This window comes from Mesorhizobium sp. 01N446 (assembly GCF_056399285.1).
Map to the genome: position 1 here is coordinate 121,952 of NZ_JBFTRA010000004.1, position 18,639 is coordinate 140,590.

Sequence of the window (18,639 nt, forward strand, 5' to 3'; positions counted from 1 at the left end):
TGGAAACCATTTGTTAAGGTTAACGGCGATCCACAGAACGCACCAGGATGCTCCCGGATGCGTTCAACCGGTCGAAGAATCGAGCGGTCTCGGCTCAATTCACCGGCGGATAGAGCGTGTCGATGATCATGCGCGCGTCGTGGCGCGAATCGATCATGCCGTAGGTGTTGCGCCATTGGCCGGCCAGGCGGGTCTCGACGAAGGCATCGGCGATCCGCCCTGCCCCCAGCCGACGCAGCTCCGCCGCGGCGGCCGACAACGCCAGCTGTTCGGTCAGCAGCCGGGCCGAGCCCTCATCGGTCGAAGCCACCTGTATTGCCGCCTTCAGCACGCCGATCGTGCCACGCCCGCCGGCGCCGAGGTCGCGGTCGATGCCGGCCAGCACCTCTTCGAACAGGCCGGGCGCGCGACCGAGCACGCGCAGCACATCGAGCGCCATGACATTGCCCGACCCTTCCCAGATCGCGTTGACCGGCGCTTCGCGGTAGTAGCGGGCGAGCGGCGCCTCCTCGACATAGCCATTGCCGCCGAGACACTCCATCGCCTCGTAAAGCAGCGGCGGCGCGATCTTGCATACCCAGTATTTGACGACCGGCGTCATGGCGCGCGCAAACGCCGCCTCGCCGCGATCGCTCGCAGCTTCGTCGAAGGAGCGCGCCAGCCGGAACGACAGCGCGGTGGCGGCGGCAACATCCAGCGCCATGTCGGCCAGCACGCGCTGCATCAGCGGCTGCTCGATCAAGGTCGAGCCGAACACCTGGCGATGACGGGCATGGTGAACCGCTTCCGCCAGCCCTGCCCGCATGATCGCCGAGGACGCCACGGCGCAGTCAAGCCGGGTCAAGGTGACCATGTCCATGATCGTCTTCACGCCGGCGCCGGGCTCGCCGACCATCTCGCCAATGGCGTTGACGAATTCCACCTCGGAAGACGCGTTGGAGCGGTTGCCGAGCTTGTCCTTCAGCCGCTGGAAGCGGAAACCATTGCCTGATCCGTCGCCGAGAACGCGCGGCACGAGGAAGCACGAAAGCCCCTCCGGCGCCTGCGCCAGAACCAGGAAGGCATCCGACATCGGCGCCGACATGAACCATTTGTGGCCGGTCAGGCGATAGAAGCCGCTGCCGGCGCGTTCGGCCCTGGTCACATTGGCGCGCACATCGGTGCCGCCCTGTTTTTCGGTCATGCCCATGCCGAGGGTCAGCCCGGTCTTCTCGACCGGCGGCTTCTGGCTCTGGTCGTATTTGCGCGTCGTCACCCGCGGCGCCCATTCGCGGAACAGTTTCGGGCTGGCCATCAACGCCGCCAGCGAGGCGCTGGTCATGGTGATGGGGCACAGATGTCCTGTCTCGAGCTCGGCGGTCAGATAGAATCGGGCGGCGCGCACCTGGTGGCGGCGGCCGATCTCGGCGTCGCCATTTTCCCAGACCGAGGAATGCAGCCCGTTGGCCACCGAGCGGCGCATCAAGGCGTGGTAGGCGGGATGGAACTCGACGAGGTCGATGCGCCGTCCCTGGCGATCATGGGTCCTGAGCTTCGGCGTCTCGACATTGGCCAGGCGCGCCAGCTCCTGCGCCTCCTGCGTCAGGACGAAACGGCCGAGTCCGTCGAGGTCCTTGCGCACCGGATCTGAAAAGCGCTCGGCAAGCTGGATCAGCAACGGATCGCCCCGCCAGGCGTTGCCGCCCGTCAGCGGCGGCGGCTGGTTCGTTACGTCGTCGGTCACGCCCAATCCTTCAATCGGTAGAAAGGTCCCTATCGTGCCAAAGCCACGAATCCAAAGCCATCGGCTAGATATAGCCAAGCGTTGCCGCGCGCGCGACGAAAATACCGGGGAGAACGGCGCCAATCCAAAGCTGGTGCTTGCAGGCGCAAAATCCGCACCCTATAGCAGCGCCTTGAGATGACCGACGCTTCGTCCCTGCCACTCTACCCTCACCGCCATCTTCTGGGCATCAGCGATCTTTCGCCCGCCGACATCGAGCTGTTGCTCGAACGGGCGGATCGGGCCGTCGCGATTTCGCGGCAGTCCGAAAAGAAGACCTCGACGCTGCGCGGCCGCACCCAGATCAATCTCTTCTACGAGGCCTCGACCCGCACGCAGTCCTCTTTCGAGCTGGCCGGAAAGCGGCTCGGCGCCGATGTCATGAACATGTCGGTGGCGAGTTCGTCGGTGAAGAAGGGCGAAACGCTCATCGACACGGCGATGACGCTGAACGCCATGCGGCCCGACATCTTGATCATCCGCCACCAGTCGGCGGGCGCCGCCGCCCTTCTGGCGCAGAAAGTCGGCTGCTCCGTCGTCAATGCCGGCGACGGAGCGCATGAACACCCGACCCAGGCGCTGCTCGACGCGCTGACCATCCGCCGCGCCAAGGGTCCGCTGTCAAAACTGATCGTGGCGATCTGCGGCGACATCCTGCATTCGCGCGTGGCACGCTCCAACATCATGCTGCTCAACGCGCTTGGCGCGCAGGTGCGCGTGGTTGCGCCTTCGACTCTGCTGCCGTCCGGCATCGAGAAGATGGGCGTCATCGTCACGCGCTCGATGGCCGAAGGCCTCAAGGACGCCGACGTGGTCATGATGCTGCGCCTGCAGCGCGAACGGATGGAAGGCGCCTTCGTGCCTTCGGTGCGCGAATATTTCCGCTATTTCGGCCTCGACGCCGAAAAGCTGAAGGCCGCCAAGGACGACGCGCTGGTGATGCATCCCGGCCCGATGAACCGCGGCGTCGAAATCGCCTCGGAAATCGCCGACGGCCCGCAAAGCGTCATCCAGGAACAGGTGGAGATGGGCGTCGCCGTGCGTATGGCGGTGATGGAAGCGCTGCTCGACCCCCGTCGCAATCAAGAGGGTCGCGGCGCATGAGCACGACGGTCTTTGAACGCGCCCGCGTCGTCGACCCCTCGCGCGGCATCGACGAAGTCGGCTCCGTCATCGTCGATGGCAAGAAAATCGTTGCCGCCGGCAAGGCGGCGTTGAACCAGGGCGCGCCCGATGGCGCCACGACGATTGATTGCGCCGGCAAGGCGATCATTCCCGGACTTGTCGATGGCCGCGTCTTCATCGGCGAGCCGGGCGGCGAGCATCGCGAAACCATCGCTTCGGCGAGCGTCGCGGCGGCCGCCGGCGGCGTGACCTCAATCGTCATGATGCCGGACACCGATCCGGTGATCGACAATGTAGCGCTGGTCGAGTTCGTGCTGCGCACCGCCAAGGACACGGCGATCGTCAACGTCTTTCCGGCGGCGGCGATCACCAAGGGGCTCGATGGTCGCGAGATGACCGAGTTCGGCCTGCTGCGCGAGGCAGGCGCGGTCGCCTTCACCGACGGCCGCCACACCATCGCCAGTTCGCTGGTGATGCGCCGCGCCCTGACCTATGCCCGCGACTTCGGCGCTACCATCGTGCACGAGACGCAGGATGCCGACCTCGGCTCATCCGGCGTCATGAATGAAGGCCTGTATGCCAGCTGGCTCGGCCTTTCCGGCATTCCGCGAGAGGCCGAATCGATCCCGCTGGAGCGCGATCTGGCTTTGGCGCGGCTGACGCGCGGCTTCTACCATGCGGCGAAAATCTCGACGGCGATGGCCGCAAACGCCGTGACGCGCGCCAAGGCTGACGGCGCGGCCGTCACGTCAGGCGTGTCGATCCACAATCTATCGCTCAATGAAAACGATGTCGGCGAATACCGCACCTTCTTCCGCCTGACGCCGCCGCTGCGCGCCGAGGAAGACCGGCTGGCGATGATCGAGGCGGTCAGGGACGGCACGGTCGACATCATCGTCTCCTCGCATGATCCGCAGGATGTGGACACCAAGCGCCTACCCTTCGCCGACGCGGCAGCCGGCGCCATCGGCCTCGAAACGCTTCTGGGCGCCGCCTTGCGGCTCTACCACAATGGCGACGTGCCGCTGCTGCGGCTGGTCGAAACGCTGTCCACCGCGCCGGCAAAACTGTTCGGACTGCCCGGCGGCACGCTGAAGCCGGGTTCAATCGCCGACCTCGCGCTTGTCGACCTCGATGAGCCCTGGATCGTCAGTGAAAGCGGCATTCGCTCGCGCTCGAAAAACACCTGCTTCGAAGGCGCGCGCCTGCAAGGCAAGGTCTTGCAAACGCTGGTCGCGGGCCGCACAGTATTTTCCGTTTAAACCCTGACGGCCAGCCAATCTTCGCAGCACTCTGCTTTAGCGATCCGGTGAACTTGTCATCCGCTGCCTCTTCCAAGAGCCCTTGTCATGAGATCGCATCATCCTTCCTGGTTGCAGTCGATCTGGCATCGCCTACGTCCCTCGCCGCCGGAATTTATCGTCCCGCAACAGTTCAACCGGAATTCCCAGAAGGTGAGCGCCCTGATGCCGCCGCAAGATAGCGGTGCCTGGCTGCTGGAGAGGATGCGGCAGCGGATCGGATTGAAGACACTGGCGGCCAGCCGGCTCCTCGACTTCGGCTGCGGCGTCCGGTTCACCCAGGCCATTCTAAATCACAGGATTCCGATCCGCTCCTACACCGGTATCGACTGCTTTGCGGAGATGATCGACTTCCTGCGCTCCACCGTACGCGATCCCCGCTTCTCCTATGTCCTCCTGGACGCGCACCACCCGCTCTACAACCCGAAGGGACGCCCACTCTCCAATGAGACGGAACTCCCGCTGCCCTTGCACGCCTTTGACGTCATCTCGCTGTTTTCTGTGATCACCCATCAGAACCCCGATGACGCAGCATTCATCTTCAGCCTCCTGCGCCGGCACACCGCAACCCAGGGCCGCCTCCTTTTCACTTGCTTCCTGGATGCCGGGATCGCCGAGTTCGAAGACAGGAGCCCGGACAAGAACGGCGGCATGTGCTTCTACAACCCCGATTTCCTGACCCGTCTGGTGGAAGGCTGCGGCTGGCGGATCGTCCAAAGAGCGCCAGGCGAAGGACCCCTGATCGGGGACTCGTTTGTCTGCGCCTTGGCTTGAACGCAAGCCGAGGCGATGACATAAGAAAATACGGGGGGAACAATGAACTACGGCATCATCCCAGCACTTGTCTTCGGCTATCTGCTCGGCTCGATTCCCTTCGGGCTGCTGCTCACCCGCGCCGCCGGCCTAGGTGATGTGCGCAAGATCGGCTCCGGCAATATCGGCGCCACCAACGTGCTGCGCACCGGCAACAAGGGTCTTGCCGCCGCGACCTTGCTTCTCGATGCGTTGAAGGGCACGGCCGCCGTGCTGATAGCCGGCCATGTCGCGCCGGAAACGGCGGTCTGGGCCGGCCTCGGCGCCTTTCTCGGCCATCTCTTCCCGGTTTGGCTTGGCTTCAAGGGCGGCAAGGGTGTCGCCACCTATCTCGGCGTGCTGATCGGCCTTGCCTGGCAGGTGGCGCTGATCTTCGCTGTCGTCTGGCTGGTGATGGCGTTCCTGTTTCGCTATTCCTCGCTGGCGGCGCTGACGGCGGCCGTCGTCGTGCCGGTCGCTCTCTACTTCATGAGCGCACCGCAGATTGCCATCCTGTTCGTGGTGATGAGCATCATCGTCTTCATCAAGCACAGGGCGAACATTTCGCGGCTGCTTGCCGGCACCGAGGGCAAGATCGGAGCCAAGGGTTGAGCGAGCCGGCCGCCGGGCCGCGCCTCAGCGACCGGCAGCGACTGAGCTGGCTGCGGCTGATCCGCACCCAGAATGTCGGCCCCGCCTCCTTTCGCGACCTGATCAACCGTTTCGGCTCCGCCGAGGTCGCCCTGGAAATCCTGCCGGAACTGATGATTTCCGGCGGCGCCAACCGGATCGCCCGCATTCCGTCGATCGCCGAAGCCGAGGCCGAACTCGAGGCGGCCCGCCGGGCGGGCGCGCGCTTTGTCGGCATCGGCGAACCTGACTATCCACCGCTGCTGAGAAACATGGACAATCCGCCGCCGCTGCTGGCGGTCAAGGGCAATGCCGCTGTGTTCCGGCTGCCGGGCGTTGCCATCGTTGGCGCCCGCAACGCATCGCTGGCCGGCATCAAGATGGCGCGCATGCTGGCGGCCGATCTCGGCGGGGACGGCTACGGCATCGTCTCCGGCCTGGCGCGCGGCATCGACACGGCGGCGCATCAAGGGAGTCTGGCGACCGGCACGGTCGGTGTGCTGGCCGGAGGCCTCGACCTGCCCTACCCGCCCGAAAATGCCGGCCTGTGCGCGGAGATCGCCGAGCGCGGCGCCGTCATCTCCGAAATGCCATTCGGCTGGCAGCCGCGCGCCCAGGATTTTCCGCGCCGCAACCGGCTTGTCGCAGGTGCGGCCCTCGGATTGGTGGTGGTCGAGGCAGCACAGCGCTCGGGCTCGCTGATCACCGCCAGACTTGCCGGTGAAATGGGCCGGCTGGTCTTTGCCGTGCCGGGCTCCCCGCTCGATCCACGCGCCGCGGGTACCAACGGCCTGCTCAAGGACGGCGCCACGCTGGTGACCGAGGCATTGGATGTTTCCAGGGCGATCGCGCCGCTGACCGGTATGCGGGCGCCTAATGTACCGCCGTTCGAGGATCCGCCCGACTTTTCGGCCACGCCGCCGCCCGGAGAGAGCGACCGCGCCAAGGTCCTCGAGGCGCTCGGTCCGACGCCGGTGCCGATCGACGAAATCATCCGCCACACCGGCCTGCACCCGGCCCAGGTCTTCATGGTGCTTCTGGAACTCGACCTCGCCGGCAGGCTCGAACGCCATGCCGGCGGCAATGTTTCACTGGTTTTCGGAGAAGGCTGAGCACAGCCGTCAATGGCGGTTGGGTTTCTTCTCCCCGGTCTCGGCGTAATCCGGCGTGTTGGCCCCAAACAGATCCTTCTCGACAGCCTTGCGCCAGACTGCGTCCGCATCTTCGGGACGCGGCGGCTCGGCTGTCGTCTTGGCATCCTCGCTTTGCGACCCCTCGCGCCGCTGGAGCCAGGCGGGCATGATTTCCCGGATGAGGCTGGTCAGTTGTGTCATGGCAAACTCCTTCCATGTAGGTGAACCGGGAGCGGCTTAGGGGCAAATCCGGTTCATTTGGCCGTTGCGGCTAGCTTCGCCGCTTTCGCAGTCTCCCGTCGGCTCATCCCGTCCAGCCAGGCGAAGGCCGCATCTACGCCGGCCAGCGCAAAAGGCGCCGCTGTCGATCCCTGCGGCTTTATACGAACCGAAATACCGTCCAGTTCGTTGACGGTCTCGAACCCGCTCTCGTCCGAAGTATCGTCACCGAGGAACACGGGGCGCCGTCCTCTGAAAGCCGGAAGTTGCATGAAGCGGCGGATGGCCGCCCCCTTAGCCGCCTCCAGCGGCATCAGTTCCACACCGGCATTTCCGGCCAGGACCCGGTATCCCGCAGGCAATCTGTCCAGCGCCTGTTCGACCAGCTCCGTCGCCCGCCGCAGCAAATGCGGTGCCGCGCGCGTATGAATGGCCAGGATGGGCCCCTTGCGCTCGATATAGACATCCGCATTGTCCAGTTCCGTGGCGATTTCGTTGGCAAGTGCGGCAATATCAGCCGGTTCGCCGGCCGCTTCGACCGGACCATCGCGCGCCAGCCTGTGCTCGAGGCCATAGAGGCCTGCGGCGCGCAATCTGAGAGGCTGGAAAAGATGGTCGACAGCGCCGATCGACCGTCCGGTGATGAACGCCAGCGCCCCGTCCAATTGTGCTTCGAGCCGGACCAGCAGCATGCGCAGTTCGTCACTTACGACCACCGCATCGGGATGCGCGGCATGTTCGAGGAGCGTGCCATCGATATCGAGGAACAAGCTCCATGGCCCTTGCGGCACGATGGGTTCCGGCAGGTTTGGCAAGATCGACATCACAGCACCGCCACGCGTTTGCGATCGAGCAACGATATCACATTGCCAGGAGCCGCTGGAGCGGCGCTGACGGCGCGATCGACCGCTATGCGTTTGCGCAAGCGCGCCGCATCGAGAAGCATGCTGCCCGCCCACCGGTAGACATTGTTGTCGCGCACGATCTCGCGCATGCGCCGCATGCGCTGGCTCTGCTCTTCCTGCGACATCGTCAAGGCCTGCAGCAGGGCATCGCCCATCATCGCCGCGTCATAGGGGTTGACGATCAGCGCCTCCAAAAGCTCCTTGGAGGCGCCCGCGAACATGCTGAGCAGGAGCACACCTTGTTCGTCCTCCCGCGCGGCGACAAACTCCTTGGCGACCAGGTTCATGCCGTCATGCAGGCTGGTGACCATGCAAACATCGGCGGCACGGTAGATTTCGTAGACCTGCTGCTGCGAGTGATGTTCCGTCACCATCAGGACGGGCTTGTAGCCTTCGCGACCAAAACGCTGGTTGAGATCCTCGGCATGGCGCAGGCACTCCTCGTAGAGTTGCTGATAGGCAGGCAGGGTGCCGCGGCTGGGCGCCGCGATCTGCAGGAACGCCACCTTGCCGATCCATTCCGGATGAAGCGTCAGCAGTTCGTCGAGGGCGTTGAAACGATCGAGGATGCCCTTGGTGTAGTCGAGACGTTCGACGCCCACGCACAGTTTGACATGTTCGGCCAGGCCGAATTTCTCGCGCACCTGCCGGCGACATTGCGCCACGTCGGGCAGGTTGCCCAGTTGCGCCGGCGGCCATTCGATCGAAATCGGATAGGCGTGGACCAGACTGATCTCACCGCCATAGGAAATGGCCGAATCCTCGCGTTCGATCCGGCTTTCCAGGAACCGGTCGACGCTGTCGATGAAGTTGTTGCAATGGAACTGGGTGTGAAAACCGACGATCGAACTGCCGAGCAGCCCATCGAGAATCTTCTCGCGCCATGGGCAGATGCTGAACACCTCGGAATTCGCCCACGGGATGTGCCAGAAGGTGATGATGATCGCCTCCGGCAGGCGCTCCCGGATCATTCGCGGCAGCAATGCGAAATGATAGTCCTGGACCAGCACGATCGGCCGCTCGTTGCGGGCTTCCGCGACGACGGTGTCAGCGAATTTGCGGTTGACCGCCTCGTAGGCCTCCCAATCCGAGGCGCGGAATATCGGCCGGGTAAAGGCGATATGGCACAGCGGCCAGAGGCCTTCATTGGCAAAGCCGAGATAGTAGCCTTGCTGTTCTTCCTCGCTCAGCCAGACACGGCGCAGCGTGTAGGAAGGATTGTCCGGCGGCACCTCGATCCGATCGTTCTTGTCGACCACGAGCGCGTCGGCCGACCCGCCGCCATAGGCGATCCACGTGCCCGCACAGGCACGCGTGATCGGCTCCAGGGCAGACACGAGACCGCTTGCGGGTACGACCAGTTGGATGTCGTCGCCCTCGCGGTTGTGGATATATGGCTCGCGATTCGAGACGACGATCACTTGGGCATCCGGCAGTTCCGTTGCCAGGATATGACGCAGAGTTTCGGGCGACCATTGCACCAGTGCCGCGGCCGCCGACTGTCCATTCTTCTCGAATTCCGGCAATGGGCCGCGAGCAGGCTCAACTTCCGCGGCGGCCGGCCGGCTGCCCTTTCGCGCGCGCAACATCATCGTCACCAGCACAACGGCCAGGACGACGACAGCAATAAGAACAAAGAGCCACAATGCAAATACGGGAACGACCAGGTAGGAACTGTTGTCAGGCATTGAAATCGATGACCTTTCAATGGGATACCGCAGCGGCTTTATGGGCTGGAGTTTCGGCACCCCATGGCGTGGTGGTCCAACGCCCGCAGCGCGGGATGGTTCCGATTTTTCAACTCCTGACCACGAGCGGCACCAGTCCCTCATGCGGTTCGGCAAGGAAAGCGCCGACGYGATCTCCGACACGCTGGAACGTCAAATCCACGGCCGCCTGCCCCACCGAAAGATGGCGGATGACGAGGTTGTCGATGCCGATCGGCAAGCGCGGCCGGGTCACGTGGATTTCGCCTGTCCAGCCATCGATCTGAAGGCCGAGACACGATTGCATGAGCATGAAGGCGGAACCGGCGGACCAGGCTTGCGGCAGGCAGGCCACCGGGTATGCGATCGGCGCTTCGCCGGCCGCGCGCGTGAAGCCGCAAAAGAGTTCTGGCAGCCGCATGTTGAAATGAACGGCGGATTCAAAGGTGCCGCTCATCAGCCGCACCACGCTGTCGCGGATGCCGTATCGCGCCAGTCCGGCGGCACAGATCGCGGTGTCGTGCGGCCAGATGGAGCCGTTGTGGTAGGACATCGGATTGAAGAAGATCGCATCGTCCGCCAGCGTTCGCAGTCCCCAGCCGGAATGAAACGAGGCCGACAGAAGCTGGTCGGCGACCATGCGCGCGCGATCGGGACCGGGAAGGCCGACATAAAGCAAGTGACCGGCATTGGACGTGCGCACCTTGCAGGGTTGGCCCTCGCCATCCAGCGCCAGCGCATAATAGCCGAGCTCTTCGATCCAGAAATGGCGCTCGACTCTTTGGCGAATGGCGGCGGCGCGTATTTCCCAATTCTCCGCGCGCTCCGCTTCACCACGCAGCCGCGCCAGCTTCGCCAGGCCCTGGAAGGCGGCAAAGACGTAGCCTTGGACCTCGACCAGCGCGATCGGCCCTTTCGGAATGCGGCCATCGGCGTGAAAGACGGAATCGAAACTGTCCTTCCATCCCTGGTTGGCAAGACCGGACTCTGCGGCGCGTTGGTACGTAAGGAATCCCGTCGAACGGCTCGCCGTTTCGATCCATTCGGCCGCGGCGCAAAGCGATGGCCACAGCGTGTCGATGAAGGCCGTGTCCCCCGTGCGGTCCGCATAGGCGCAGGCAAGATGGATATAGAGCGGCGTCGTGTCGACACCGCCATAGTAGCGGCCGAACGGCAGTTCGCTCAGCGCCACCATCTCGCCCTTGCGGGTCTCGTGCATGATCTTGCCGGGTTCGGAATCGCTGAAAGGCGAGGTTTCGGTCGCCTGGTGCTGCGCCAGAAACGCCAGGACGCCGCGCGCCAGACCGGGATTGAGCCAAAGCATCTGCAAGGCCGAGATCACGCCGTCCCGGCCGAAGGCCGTGGAGAACCAGGGAATGCCGGCATAGGGATAGGGTCCGGTCGCCAGTTCCGTGGTGAGCAGCGCGACATCGGCGCGCGCCCGCTCCATCCAGTCGTTGAAGACGCGACCCGAACTGTGCAGCGTCGCGCCGTGCCGGCGCTTGGCGCGCATGCCGAAGCGGGCGCGGGCGGCGGCGGCGCGAAACCGGCCGCTTTCGGGGCGATCGTCTGTCGCGTTGCCCACTTCCACGTAAAGCGTCTGGCTGCTGCGCTTGGTGACGGCGATGACGAAATCCGCGCGCTCGGAGGTCAGTTCATCGGGCGTCTGTGAGAATGAAATCGCCGATGTCCGCACCACTCTGTCCAGGCCTTCGTAGCGAAGCACGACCGTATTGCCTGCAATCTCGGCCGTATGAGCGGTCCCACGCTTCGAGCGGGTAGAGCCGCGGACCTCGAACATGTCGCGGAAATCGGCGGCAAAACGCAGCGACAGCAGGATCGTCGAATGCTCGCGGCTGTAATTGGAGAGCGTTATGCGCTCATACAGCCTTTCCTCCCACAACAGCCGGACGCGCTCGATGTGGATAGCGCCTTGCGGAATCTGGCGGCCCGCGGCGCTCTCGATCGGCAGATTGGTCAGGTTGGTGGTGAAGAGCACATTGTCCTGGCTGAGCGACGCGCCGAGCAACGAGGTCGACCGGCCGCCGACGGTCAGGCGAAATTCGGAGAGCACGCGCGTATCGTCGCGGAAAAACCCGTCGCCGACACCGCGTATGTCGCCATAGGCATCGGCGACGGCAAAGCAGTCGCCATGCTTGAGCGCGAACAGCCTGTGCGGTTCCCTGGGCGCGGTTTCGTCCAGGGAAGCCAGCGCTATGGCAGGATCAAGTGTGCGCTCGTCGAGTTGGGTGATGGTCAACAGGACTGTCCCGTGCTGGTTTTTCGGTCGGGTGAAGGCCTACGAGGCTCTGCTTTGCTCATGACCGTCGCGCAGCCGGGAATAGGCCGCGACGTAGTCCCTGGCCATCCTGTCAGCTGAAAACCGCCTTTCGAACACTGATCTTATGCGCCGCCGGTCCAGTTGCAGGAGAGCCGGCATCGTGGCGACCGCATCCTCGATGGATTCGACGACGAAGCCGGTAACGCCATAGTCGACGATCTCGGGCATGGCGCCGCAACTCCAGGCCATGACCGGGGTTCCGCAGGCCATCGCTTCGATCACGGCAAGGCCGAAAGGCTCAGGCCAATCGATTGGGAACAGCAGGGCGGCTGCGTTGCCAAGGAACCTGCTCTTCTGGTCCTCGCCGATTTCGCCGACATATTCGACCCGGTCGCCATCGATCATCGGTTGGACGACTTCCTCGAAATAGGCGCGATCGTCGTCGCCGATCTTGGCCGCGAGCTTGAGCTTCAGGCCGGTGCGGCGAGCGATCTCGATCGCCCGGTCCGGCCGCTTGTCGCGCGACATCCTGCCGAGAAAGGCAAGATAGCCGCCATCCGAGCCCGCCTCGAAATCAGGTTCGTAGAGATCGACGGGCAGGCCGTGATGGATCGTCGCCAGCCAGTTCGCGGATGCGAACCGTGCCCGCTGGCTGCGCGATATGGAAATCATCGGGAAGCGCGGGAACCGGTCATAGGCTTGCGCGAGATCCGCGTAATCCAGCCTGCCATGCGGCGTTGTCACAGTGCGCTGCGGCATGTCGCGGAAAAACGGGAAATGCAGGAAATGGCTTAGGTGGAAATGAATGACGTCAAAATCGTCGGCGCGTTTCCTCACCTCGTCCAGCATCGACAGGTGCGCCGCGATCTCGGACTTCAGTGGGCGTGGATCGAGACGAAGCGCCCGCTCGCGGCAAGGCACGAGCCTGGCTGATGTCTTCGTGTCGCCGCTGGCGAAGAGCGTCACGTCGTGGCCGAGGTCGACGAGAGCTTCGGTCAGGTAGGAAATGATGCGCTCTGTGCCGCCATAGAGTCTTGGCGGCACGGATTCATACAGCGGCGCGACATGAGCGATCTTCATGGCCCGGCCTTCCCTCAATGCGCTGGTCATGAGGGCGAAATGCTTCAGCCGCAGGATCGTTCCGGCCCACTGGCGGGTGCGACGAAATGATCGAATGACGTTTGATGTTCGACGGGGGTCGCCCTATGTCCTTTTGGCTGCCGAATTCGCACGCACGGCAGCCCAGGGAGGCTCCGGTGGAACCCAAGCATGTGCAGGAACCCAGGGATGTTGCGGCCCGCCGGTTGAGCATGATCATCGAACAATATGTCGAGGCCAGAAAACGGCGTTATGACTTCGTATCGACGGAGCAGGCCGCCAGGGTGATCCGCGGCATCCTGAAACCCGCGGACCCAGCCCTCTCCGACCGCAAGCTCGACGATATGGTTGCAGCGCTGGCCGTGAAGAACGGCCTGGCGGTCGTCTTCGATCGCGGCGCCCGAGGACCGGCCGACACCGCCGAGGCCGACCGGAGCAGAAAGGAGCCGACCACGCGAGCACCAACGGCGGTACCCGATGTTGCCGGCGCGGTGGACGCCATTCTGGGCACCCAGACCACGCCGCTTTCCCAAATGACCCCGCTTTCCATGAGCGCGGTGATCTCGCTGCTGCGCGAACGGACCGGCACCAAGCGGTCGGACGCGGATCTGGAAGGCCTGATCGCCAAGAAGGCGGCCGTTCTAGACGTGCACCTGTCGCGGAACGACTGAGCGGCCAATCGCTTGGCATGGGTCAGCGGGCGCGAATGTCTTGTCGGTGCTCGGGAGGATCCTTCAACCTGCTTTGAGACATCAGTGTTGAACACCAGCGACGCCTCACTGCGGCGCGCCGCGTTCTCGCATTTCGCAGGATCGCCGTTGTCGAGGAACAAGGCCTCGATTTGGGCCGAGATTTGCATCGCCGGGCGATGGGTTGGAAAAAATGCAACAAGCCGGTTTACAACTAACATGTTAGTGAGTTATCACTGCGTGCATGCTTCTTCTGGAGACGTCCCGGTGACCTCACGCTTTGGCCTTTCAGCCGCTCTCGCCACGCCTTTCGATGCTTCGGGGCAGATCGCCATATCCCCGATGCTCGCCCAGGCCAGGCGTTGTCTGGCCGAGGGATGCGGCAGCGTCACGCTGTTCGGCACCACGGGTGAAGGTGCGTCGGTCGGCGCCCTGGAACGCCGTTCGGTCACTGATGCCATGCTGGCCGCCGGCATTCTGCCGCATCAGTTCGTTGCCGGCGTGCTGGTCGATGCCGCCGAAGACGCCGCCGAACAGGCACGACATGCCTTGCAGCGCGGCGCCCGCAACATTCTGCTTGCGCCGCCGAGCTACTTCAAGAATGTCGGCGAAGACGGTCTTTTCGGCTGGTTTTCCGTCGTCTTTGCAGCACTCGGCCCCCTCGCCCGTGACGTGCTGCTCTACAACATACCCTCGGTCACCATGATTCAGCTATCGCTCGACCTGATCGGCCGGTTGCGCACCGCATTTCCCAACGTCGTTGCCGGCGTCAAGGATTCCGGCGGGGACTGGAACTACAGCGAGGCGCTGCTTGGCGCCCATGGCGATCTTGTGATCCTGATCGGCGACGAGCGGCATTTGGCGCGAGCGGTGCGGATGGGGGCTCAAGGCGCGATCTCCGGCATGGCCAATTTCGTCACCGGCGAAGTCCGCGCCATGGCCGAGGATGGACGCGACGATGCGCGCGTCGAGACCTTCGTGCTCGAATTGCTGAAATATCCGGTCACGCCAGCGGTCAAGGTCATGGTGGCGCGCCGGACCGGAGACGACCGCTGGCTGGCGGTTCGCCCACCGCTGGAGCCGATCGCTGCGCAGGGCCAGCAACAGCTTGGCGCCGCCTTTGACAGCTTGTTCGCCAGGGAACCGGCCTGACCGGCAAAGGGACACGCCTCGACATGGAAGACGGCAGCGAACCGACCACCCTCAGGGAAAAGGCCTATGCCAGCTTCACGCGGCATTTGCTGGCTCGCGACCTGCTACCGGGCCAGTTCGTATCGCAGCGCGAACTGGTGGCCTTCACCGGCCTGCCGCTCGGCGCCATTCGCGAAATCGTTCCGCGTCTCGAGGCCGAAGGGCTGCTGACGACGATCCCGCAGCGCGGCATGCAGATCGCCCATATCGACATCAGCCTGATCCGCGAGGCCTTCCAGTTCCGCCTGTTCATGGAGCGTGAGGCGGTCGCGCTGTTCACCACCAGCGCTTCCGATGACGAACTTGCGCGGCTGCGGCGCGAACACGAAGAAATGCTGGCGCAGGCCCTGTCGCAGACGCCAACGCCGGAAATGGAAGCCAGGGCCCAGACCATCGACTGGGCAATGCACGACACCTTCATCAACGCGCTGGGCAACGAGATCATCGCCAAGGCCTATCTGGTCAACTCGGTGAAGATCCGGCTGATCCACCAGGAGCGTTTCCGCATCGACGGGCGCGTCGTGCCGGTCATGCGTGAGCATCTGGCGGTCATCGAAGCCCTGGAAAGCCGCGACCCGCAGAGGGCGGTCGAGGCGATCAGCCTGCATATCGACAAGGCGCGCCGGCTGGCGCTGCAAATCTGAGGAAGCGTGAGCCGCGCCGCGGTCGAGGCGTAATCGACAACAACGACAGCAATCGGGAGGAAGAAATGTCGTCCAATCTGTTCAACCCCACCAGGAGACAGCTCCTGCAGGCATCCGCGGCACTTGCCGCCGCCGGCATTGCCGGCATCCGCCCGGGCTTCGCCGCCGCCGTCGACTGGAAGCGCTTTGCCGGCACGACGCTGGACGTCAATCTGATCAAGAGTCCGCGCAGCGACACGCTGATAAAATACCTCGCCGAGTTCGAGGAGCTGACCGGGATCAAGGTCAATGCCGAGGCGACGCCTGAACAGCAGCAGCGTCAGAAGACGGTGATCGAGCTGAGCTCCGGCAAGCCGAGTTTCGACGTCGTGCATCTGAGCTACCACGTGCAGAAGCGGCAGTTCGAAAAGGGCGGCTGGCTGGCCGACATTTCCAGCTATATCACCGACCCGACACTGACCGATCCAGGGCTGGTCGAGAGCGATTTCGCCGATGCCGGCATGCTGTTCGCCAAGGATGGCCAGGGCGTGCTGCGCTCGCTGCCGTTCTCGGTCGACTACTGGATCGTCTACTGGAACACCGAGCTGTTCGCGGCCAAGGGCCTAAAATATCCCGAAACGCTCGAGCAACTGGTCGCCGCCGCCGAAGCGCTGACCGACCCGTCGACCAACACTTACGGCTTCGTCGCCCGCGGCCTCAAGAACGCCAACACCCCGGTGTGGACATCGCTCATGCTCGGCTACGACATGACGCCGCTCGACAACAAGGGAAAGCTGCGCACGACGTCGCCCGAAGCGGTCGAGGCCGCCGCTCTCTACCAGAGGCTGATGACCAAATCCGCCCCTCCAGGCGTCACCGGCTTCAATTGGGCCGAGGCGCAGTCCGCCTTCCTGCAAGGCAAGATCGGCATGTGGTTCGACGGCGTCGGCTTTGCGCCGCCGATGGAAAATCCTGAAAAGTCGAGGGTGGTCGGCAAGGTCGGCTACGGCGTCATGCCCAAGGGACCCAAGGCGCACGCGGCGGGCACTTTTGGCGACGGCATCGGCGTCACGTCCGCCAGCGAGAAGAAGGAGGCCGCCTATCTCTTCTGCCAATGGGCGATCTCACCTGCCATGGGTGCACGCCTGCTGCAGGCAGGCGCAGGCGTGCCGTTCCGCAAGTCGGTTCTGGAAGACCCTAAGGTGCGTGAAGGCGTCACCATGCCGGCCAGCTGGCTCGACGCGGTGGTTGGTTCCGGCAATGTCAGCCGGCTGTCGCTCCCGGTCATCATCCCGGTCACCGAGTTCCGTGACATCTATGGCGTGGCGCTGACCAATCTCATTGCCGGCGCCGACCCGGCCGAAGAGCTGAAGAAGGCCACCGAACAGTTCCAGCCCGTCCTCGACAGGAGCGAGCAAGGCTGATGTCCGCCACCACCCCAGAACGCACCGGGGTGACGACGCAGGCCATCGAAGGGAGCCAGACGATCCGGCTGGCTCCCAATTACTGGCCTTTCGTCGTCCCGGCCCTCGTCGTCGTCGGCGCCGTGATCGTCTTCCCCTGGGCCTTTACGCTGTGGATGAGCGTCAACCGCTGGACGCTCGGCCAGGCGCGGAGCTTTGCCGGCCTGGAGAATTATCTGCGGCTGGCGGGCGATCCGCGGTTCTGGGAATCTCTGTGGCACACGCTGACCTACACCTTCCTGTCGGTTGCGGCGCCGATGGTGCTCGGCACCATTGCCGCATTGATTTTCGACGCCAAATTCCCGCTGCGCGGCCTGTTGCGCGGCGTCTTCGTGATGCCGATGATGGCGACGCCGGTTGCCGTGGCGCTGGTCTGGACGATGATGTTCCATCCCCAGCTCGGCGTCCTCAATTACCTCTTGTCGCTGGTCGGCATCCCGGCACAGGAATGGATCTTCAACGCCAGCACGGTCATCCCGTCGCTGGTCGCCGTCGAGACCTGGCAGTGGACGCCGCTGGTGATGCTGATCGTGCTGGGCGGGCTGGCCTCGGTGCCGCGCGAGCCGTTCGAAAGCGCCGAGATCGATGGCGCCAATGCCTGGCAGCAATTCCGCTATCTCACTTTGCCGATGATCGCGCCGTTCCTGATGATTGCGGTGATCATCCGCACCATCGACGCGCTGAAGAGCTTCGACATCATCTACGCCATGACCCAGGGCGGACCGGGCACGGCCTCGGAGACCATCAACATCTATCTCTACAACACCGCCTTTTCCTACTACGACATCGGCTATGGCTCGGCCATGGCCGTGGTGTTCTTCATCGTCATCGTCGCCCTGTCCTTCATCCTCCTGATGTTGCGCCAGCGCTCCCAGTGGATCGGTGTGGAGGGCAAATAGATGCGTTCACGGCTGCTCAACCAGATCGGGCTGATTTTCGCGGCCCTGGTGTTCGTCTCGCCGGCGATCCTGTTCTTCCTCTGGATGATCTCACTGTCGCTGAAATTCGAGATCGACAACGGCGCCTATCCGCCAATCCTGATCCCTGAACATCTTGCCTGGTCGAACTATGCAAAAGTGTTCGAGGAGAACAATTTCCTGCTCTATCTCTGGAATTCGGTCCTTGTGACCGGCACGGCCACGCTGCTGGCGCTGCTGATCGGCGTACCGGCCGGCTATGGCATTGCCCGCCTCAAGGCCGAACGGTCGGCGGTCGTGATCATGATCGCCCGCATGACGCCGGGGCTTTCCTACCTCATCCCGCTGTTCCTGCTGTTCCAATGGGTCGGCATTCTCGGCACGCTGTGGCCGCAGATCATCATCCATCTGGTGGTGACGGTGCCGATCGTGGTCTGGGTGATGATCGGCTATTTCGAGACCACACCGATGGAACTGGAAGAGGCCGCCAACRTCGACGGCGCCAGTTCCTGGCAGGTGTTCCGGCTGGTCGCCTTGCCCATCGCCAAGCCGGGCATCGTTGTCGCCTTCATCCTGTCGGTCATCTTCTCCTGGAACAATTTCGTCTTCGGCGTGGTGCTCGCCAGCCGCGAGACGCGCACGCTGCCGGTGGCCGTCTACAACATGCTCTCCTACGAGCAGGTGAGCTGGGGACCGCTCGCCGCCGCCGCACTGGTGGTGACGCTGCCGGTGCTGGTCCTAACCCTGTTCGCACAAAGGCAGATCGTCGCGGGATTGACCGCCGGCGCCGTCAAGGGCGGCTGA

General features: G+C 63.9%; 17 protein-coding genes. 11 read left to right on the plus strand and 6 right to left on the minus strand.

From position 1 onward, the window contains the following. Window positions 1-94: 94 nt before the first annotated feature. Window positions 95-1,723: a DNA alkylation response protein gene (locus tag AC1DPX_RS17520; protein ID WP_477238412.1), complete on the minus strand. Its 1,629-nt coding sequence runs from the start codon at window positions 1,721-1,723 to the stop codon at window positions 95-97. A gap of 177 nt (window positions 1,724-1,900) precedes the next feature. Between AC1DPX_RS17520 and AC1DPX_RS17525 the strand changes: the two genes are divergently transcribed. The 5 genes from AC1DPX_RS17525 to dprA all read left to right on the plus strand — a co-directional run bounded on the left by AC1DPX_RS17525 (window position 1,901) and on the right by dprA (window position 6,722). After that, entirely contained in the window at window positions 1,901-2,866 is a 966-nt protein-coding gene (locus AC1DPX_RS17525) for an aspartate carbamoyltransferase catalytic subunit (RefSeq protein ID WP_477238414.1), read from the plus strand. Further along, window positions 2,863-4,149, plus strand: coding sequence for a dihydroorotase (locus tag AC1DPX_RS17530; protein ID WP_202354314.1), 1,287 nt, complete (start codon window positions 2,863-2,865; stop codon window positions 4,147-4,149). The genes AC1DPX_RS17525 and AC1DPX_RS17530 overlap by 4 nt, the downstream gene beginning before the upstream one ends. Window positions 4,150-4,236: 87 nt before the next feature. Continuing rightward, complete coding sequence (locus tag AC1DPX_RS17535) at window positions 4,237-4,962, plus strand: class I SAM-dependent methyltransferase (RefSeq protein WP_202354313.1); 726 nt, start codon at window positions 4,237-4,239, stop codon at window positions 4,960-4,962. 42 nt (window positions 4,963-5,004) lie between these two features. Next, complete coding sequence (plsY, locus tag AC1DPX_RS17540) at window positions 5,005-5,592, plus strand: glycerol-3-phosphate 1-O-acyltransferase PlsY (protein ID WP_477238416.1); 588 nt, start codon at window positions 5,005-5,007, stop codon at window positions 5,590-5,592. Further along, entirely contained in the window at window positions 5,589-6,722 is a 1,134-nt protein-coding gene (gene dprA / locus AC1DPX_RS17545) for a DNA-processing protein DprA (RefSeq protein ID WP_477238418.1), read from the plus strand. Before plsY ends, dprA begins: the two co-directional genes overlap by 4 nt. 9 nt (window positions 6,723-6,731) lie before the next feature. Here dprA and AC1DPX_RS17550 read toward each other — a convergent pair whose 3' ends face one another. From AC1DPX_RS17550 to AC1DPX_RS17570, 5 genes are all read right to left on the minus strand, one after another. Beyond that, window positions 6,732-6,944: a hypothetical protein gene (locus AC1DPX_RS17550; RefSeq protein WP_477238420.1), complete on the minus strand. Its 213-nt coding sequence runs from the start codon at window positions 6,942-6,944 to the stop codon at window positions 6,732-6,734. A gap of 53 nt (window positions 6,945-6,997) precedes the next feature. Beyond that, window positions 6,998-7,786, minus strand: coding sequence for a trehalose-phosphatase (gene otsB / locus AC1DPX_RS17555; protein WP_477238823.1), 789 nt, complete (start codon window positions 7,784-7,786; stop codon window positions 6,998-7,000). Beyond that, the gene (locus AC1DPX_RS17560) at window positions 7,786-9,555 is read right to left on the minus strand and encodes an alpha,alpha-trehalose-phosphate synthase (UDP-forming) (RefSeq protein ID WP_477238421.1); all 1,770 of its coding nucleotides are present in this window, start codon (window positions 9,553-9,555) and stop codon (window positions 7,786-7,788) included. The genes otsB and AC1DPX_RS17560 overlap by 1 nt, the downstream gene beginning before the upstream one ends. A 109-nt stretch (window positions 9,556-9,664) precedes the next feature. Next, a complete protein-coding gene (locus AC1DPX_RS17565) occupies window positions 9,665-11,827 on the minus strand; it encodes an amylo-alpha-1,6-glucosidase (RefSeq protein WP_477238825.1) in 2,163 nt (720 codons plus the stop codon). 45 nt (window positions 11,828-11,872) lie between these two features. Then, on the minus strand, window positions 11,873-12,934 hold the full coding sequence (locus tag AC1DPX_RS17570; RefSeq protein WP_477238423.1) for a glycosyltransferase family 4 protein: 1,062 nt from the start codon (window positions 12,932-12,934) through the stop codon (window positions 11,873-11,875). A 230-nt stretch (window positions 12,935-13,164) separates the two neighbouring features. Here AC1DPX_RS17570 and AC1DPX_RS17575 point away from each other — a divergent pair, with 230 nt between their 5' ends. From AC1DPX_RS17575 to AC1DPX_RS17600, 6 genes are all read left to right on the plus strand, one after another. Beyond that, window positions 13,165-13,623: a hypothetical protein gene (locus AC1DPX_RS17575; RefSeq protein WP_477238827.1), complete on the plus strand. Its 459-nt coding sequence runs from the start codon at window positions 13,165-13,167 to the stop codon at window positions 13,621-13,623. A 285-nt stretch (window positions 13,624-13,908) separates the two neighbouring features. Continuing rightward, window positions 13,909-14,793 carry a dihydrodipicolinate synthase family protein gene (locus AC1DPX_RS17580; RefSeq protein WP_477238425.1) on the plus strand — a complete coding sequence of 295 codons (885 nt, stop codon included), beginning with the start codon at window positions 13,909-13,911 and terminating at the stop codon, window positions 14,791-14,793. Window positions 14,794-14,816: 23 nt separating this feature from the next. After that, complete coding sequence (locus AC1DPX_RS17585) at window positions 14,817-15,476, plus strand: GntR family transcriptional regulator (RefSeq protein WP_202354303.1); 660 nt, start codon at window positions 14,817-14,819, stop codon at window positions 15,474-15,476. A gap of 65 nt (window positions 15,477-15,541) precedes the next feature. Continuing rightward, entirely contained in the window at window positions 15,542-16,879 is a 1,338-nt protein-coding gene (locus AC1DPX_RS17590) for an ABC transporter substrate-binding protein (protein WP_202354302.1), read from the plus strand. Continuing rightward, window positions 16,879-17,817, plus strand: coding sequence for a carbohydrate ABC transporter permease (locus AC1DPX_RS17595; protein ID WP_477238427.1), 939 nt, complete (start codon window positions 16,879-16,881; stop codon window positions 17,815-17,817). The genes AC1DPX_RS17590 and AC1DPX_RS17595 overlap by 1 nt, the downstream gene beginning before the upstream one ends. Next, window positions 17,818-18,639, plus strand: a complete 822-nt coding sequence (locus AC1DPX_RS17600; protein ID WP_477238429.1) for a carbohydrate ABC transporter permease — start codon at window positions 17,818-17,820, stop codon at window positions 18,637-18,639.

Excerpts from the sequence above, each read along its gene's own strand:
- AC1DPX_RS17525 (WP_477238414.1), top strand. The coding sequence starts at position 1,901 with ATGACCGACGCTTCGTCCCTGCCACTCTACCCTCACCGCCATCTTCTG.
- AC1DPX_RS17575 (WP_477238827.1), top strand. The coding sequence starts at position 13,165 with ATGATCATCGAACAATATGTCGAGGCCAGAAAACGGCGTTATGACTTC.
- otsB (WP_477238823.1), bottom strand. The coding sequence starts at position 7,786 with ATGTCGATCTTGCCAAACCTGCCGGAACCCATCGTGCCGCAAGGGCCA.
- AC1DPX_RS17530 (WP_202354314.1), top strand. The coding sequence starts at position 2,863 with ATGAGCACGACGGTCTTTGAACGCGCCCGCGTCGTCGACCCCTCGCGC.
- AC1DPX_RS17570 (WP_477238423.1), bottom strand. The coding sequence starts at position 12,934 with ATGAAGATCGCTCATGTCGCGCCGCTGTATGAATCCGTGCCGCCAAGA.
- AC1DPX_RS17560 (WP_477238421.1), bottom strand. The coding sequence starts at position 9,555 with ATGCCTGACAACAGTTCCTACCTGGTCGTTCCCGTATTTGCATTGTGG.
- AC1DPX_RS17590 (WP_202354302.1), top strand. The coding sequence starts at position 15,542 with ATGTCGTCCAATCTGTTCAACCCCACCAGGAGACAGCTCCTGCAGGCA.
- AC1DPX_RS17535 (WP_202354313.1), top strand. The coding sequence starts at position 4,237 with ATGAGATCGCATCATCCTTCCTGGTTGCAGTCGATCTGGCATCGCCTA.
- AC1DPX_RS17585 (WP_202354303.1), top strand. The coding sequence starts at position 14,817 with ATGGAAGACGGCAGCGAACCGACCACCCTCAGGGAAAAGGCCTATGCC.
- AC1DPX_RS17550 (WP_477238420.1), bottom strand. The coding sequence starts at position 6,944 with ATGACACAACTGACCAGCCTCATCCGGGAAATCATGCCCGCCTGGCTC.
- plsY (WP_477238416.1), top strand. The coding sequence starts at position 5,005 with ATGAACTACGGCATCATCCCAGCACTTGTCTTCGGCTATCTGCTCGGC.
- AC1DPX_RS17595 (WP_477238427.1), top strand. The coding sequence starts at position 16,879 with ATGTCCGCCACCACCCCAGAACGCACCGGGGTGACGACGCAGGCCATC.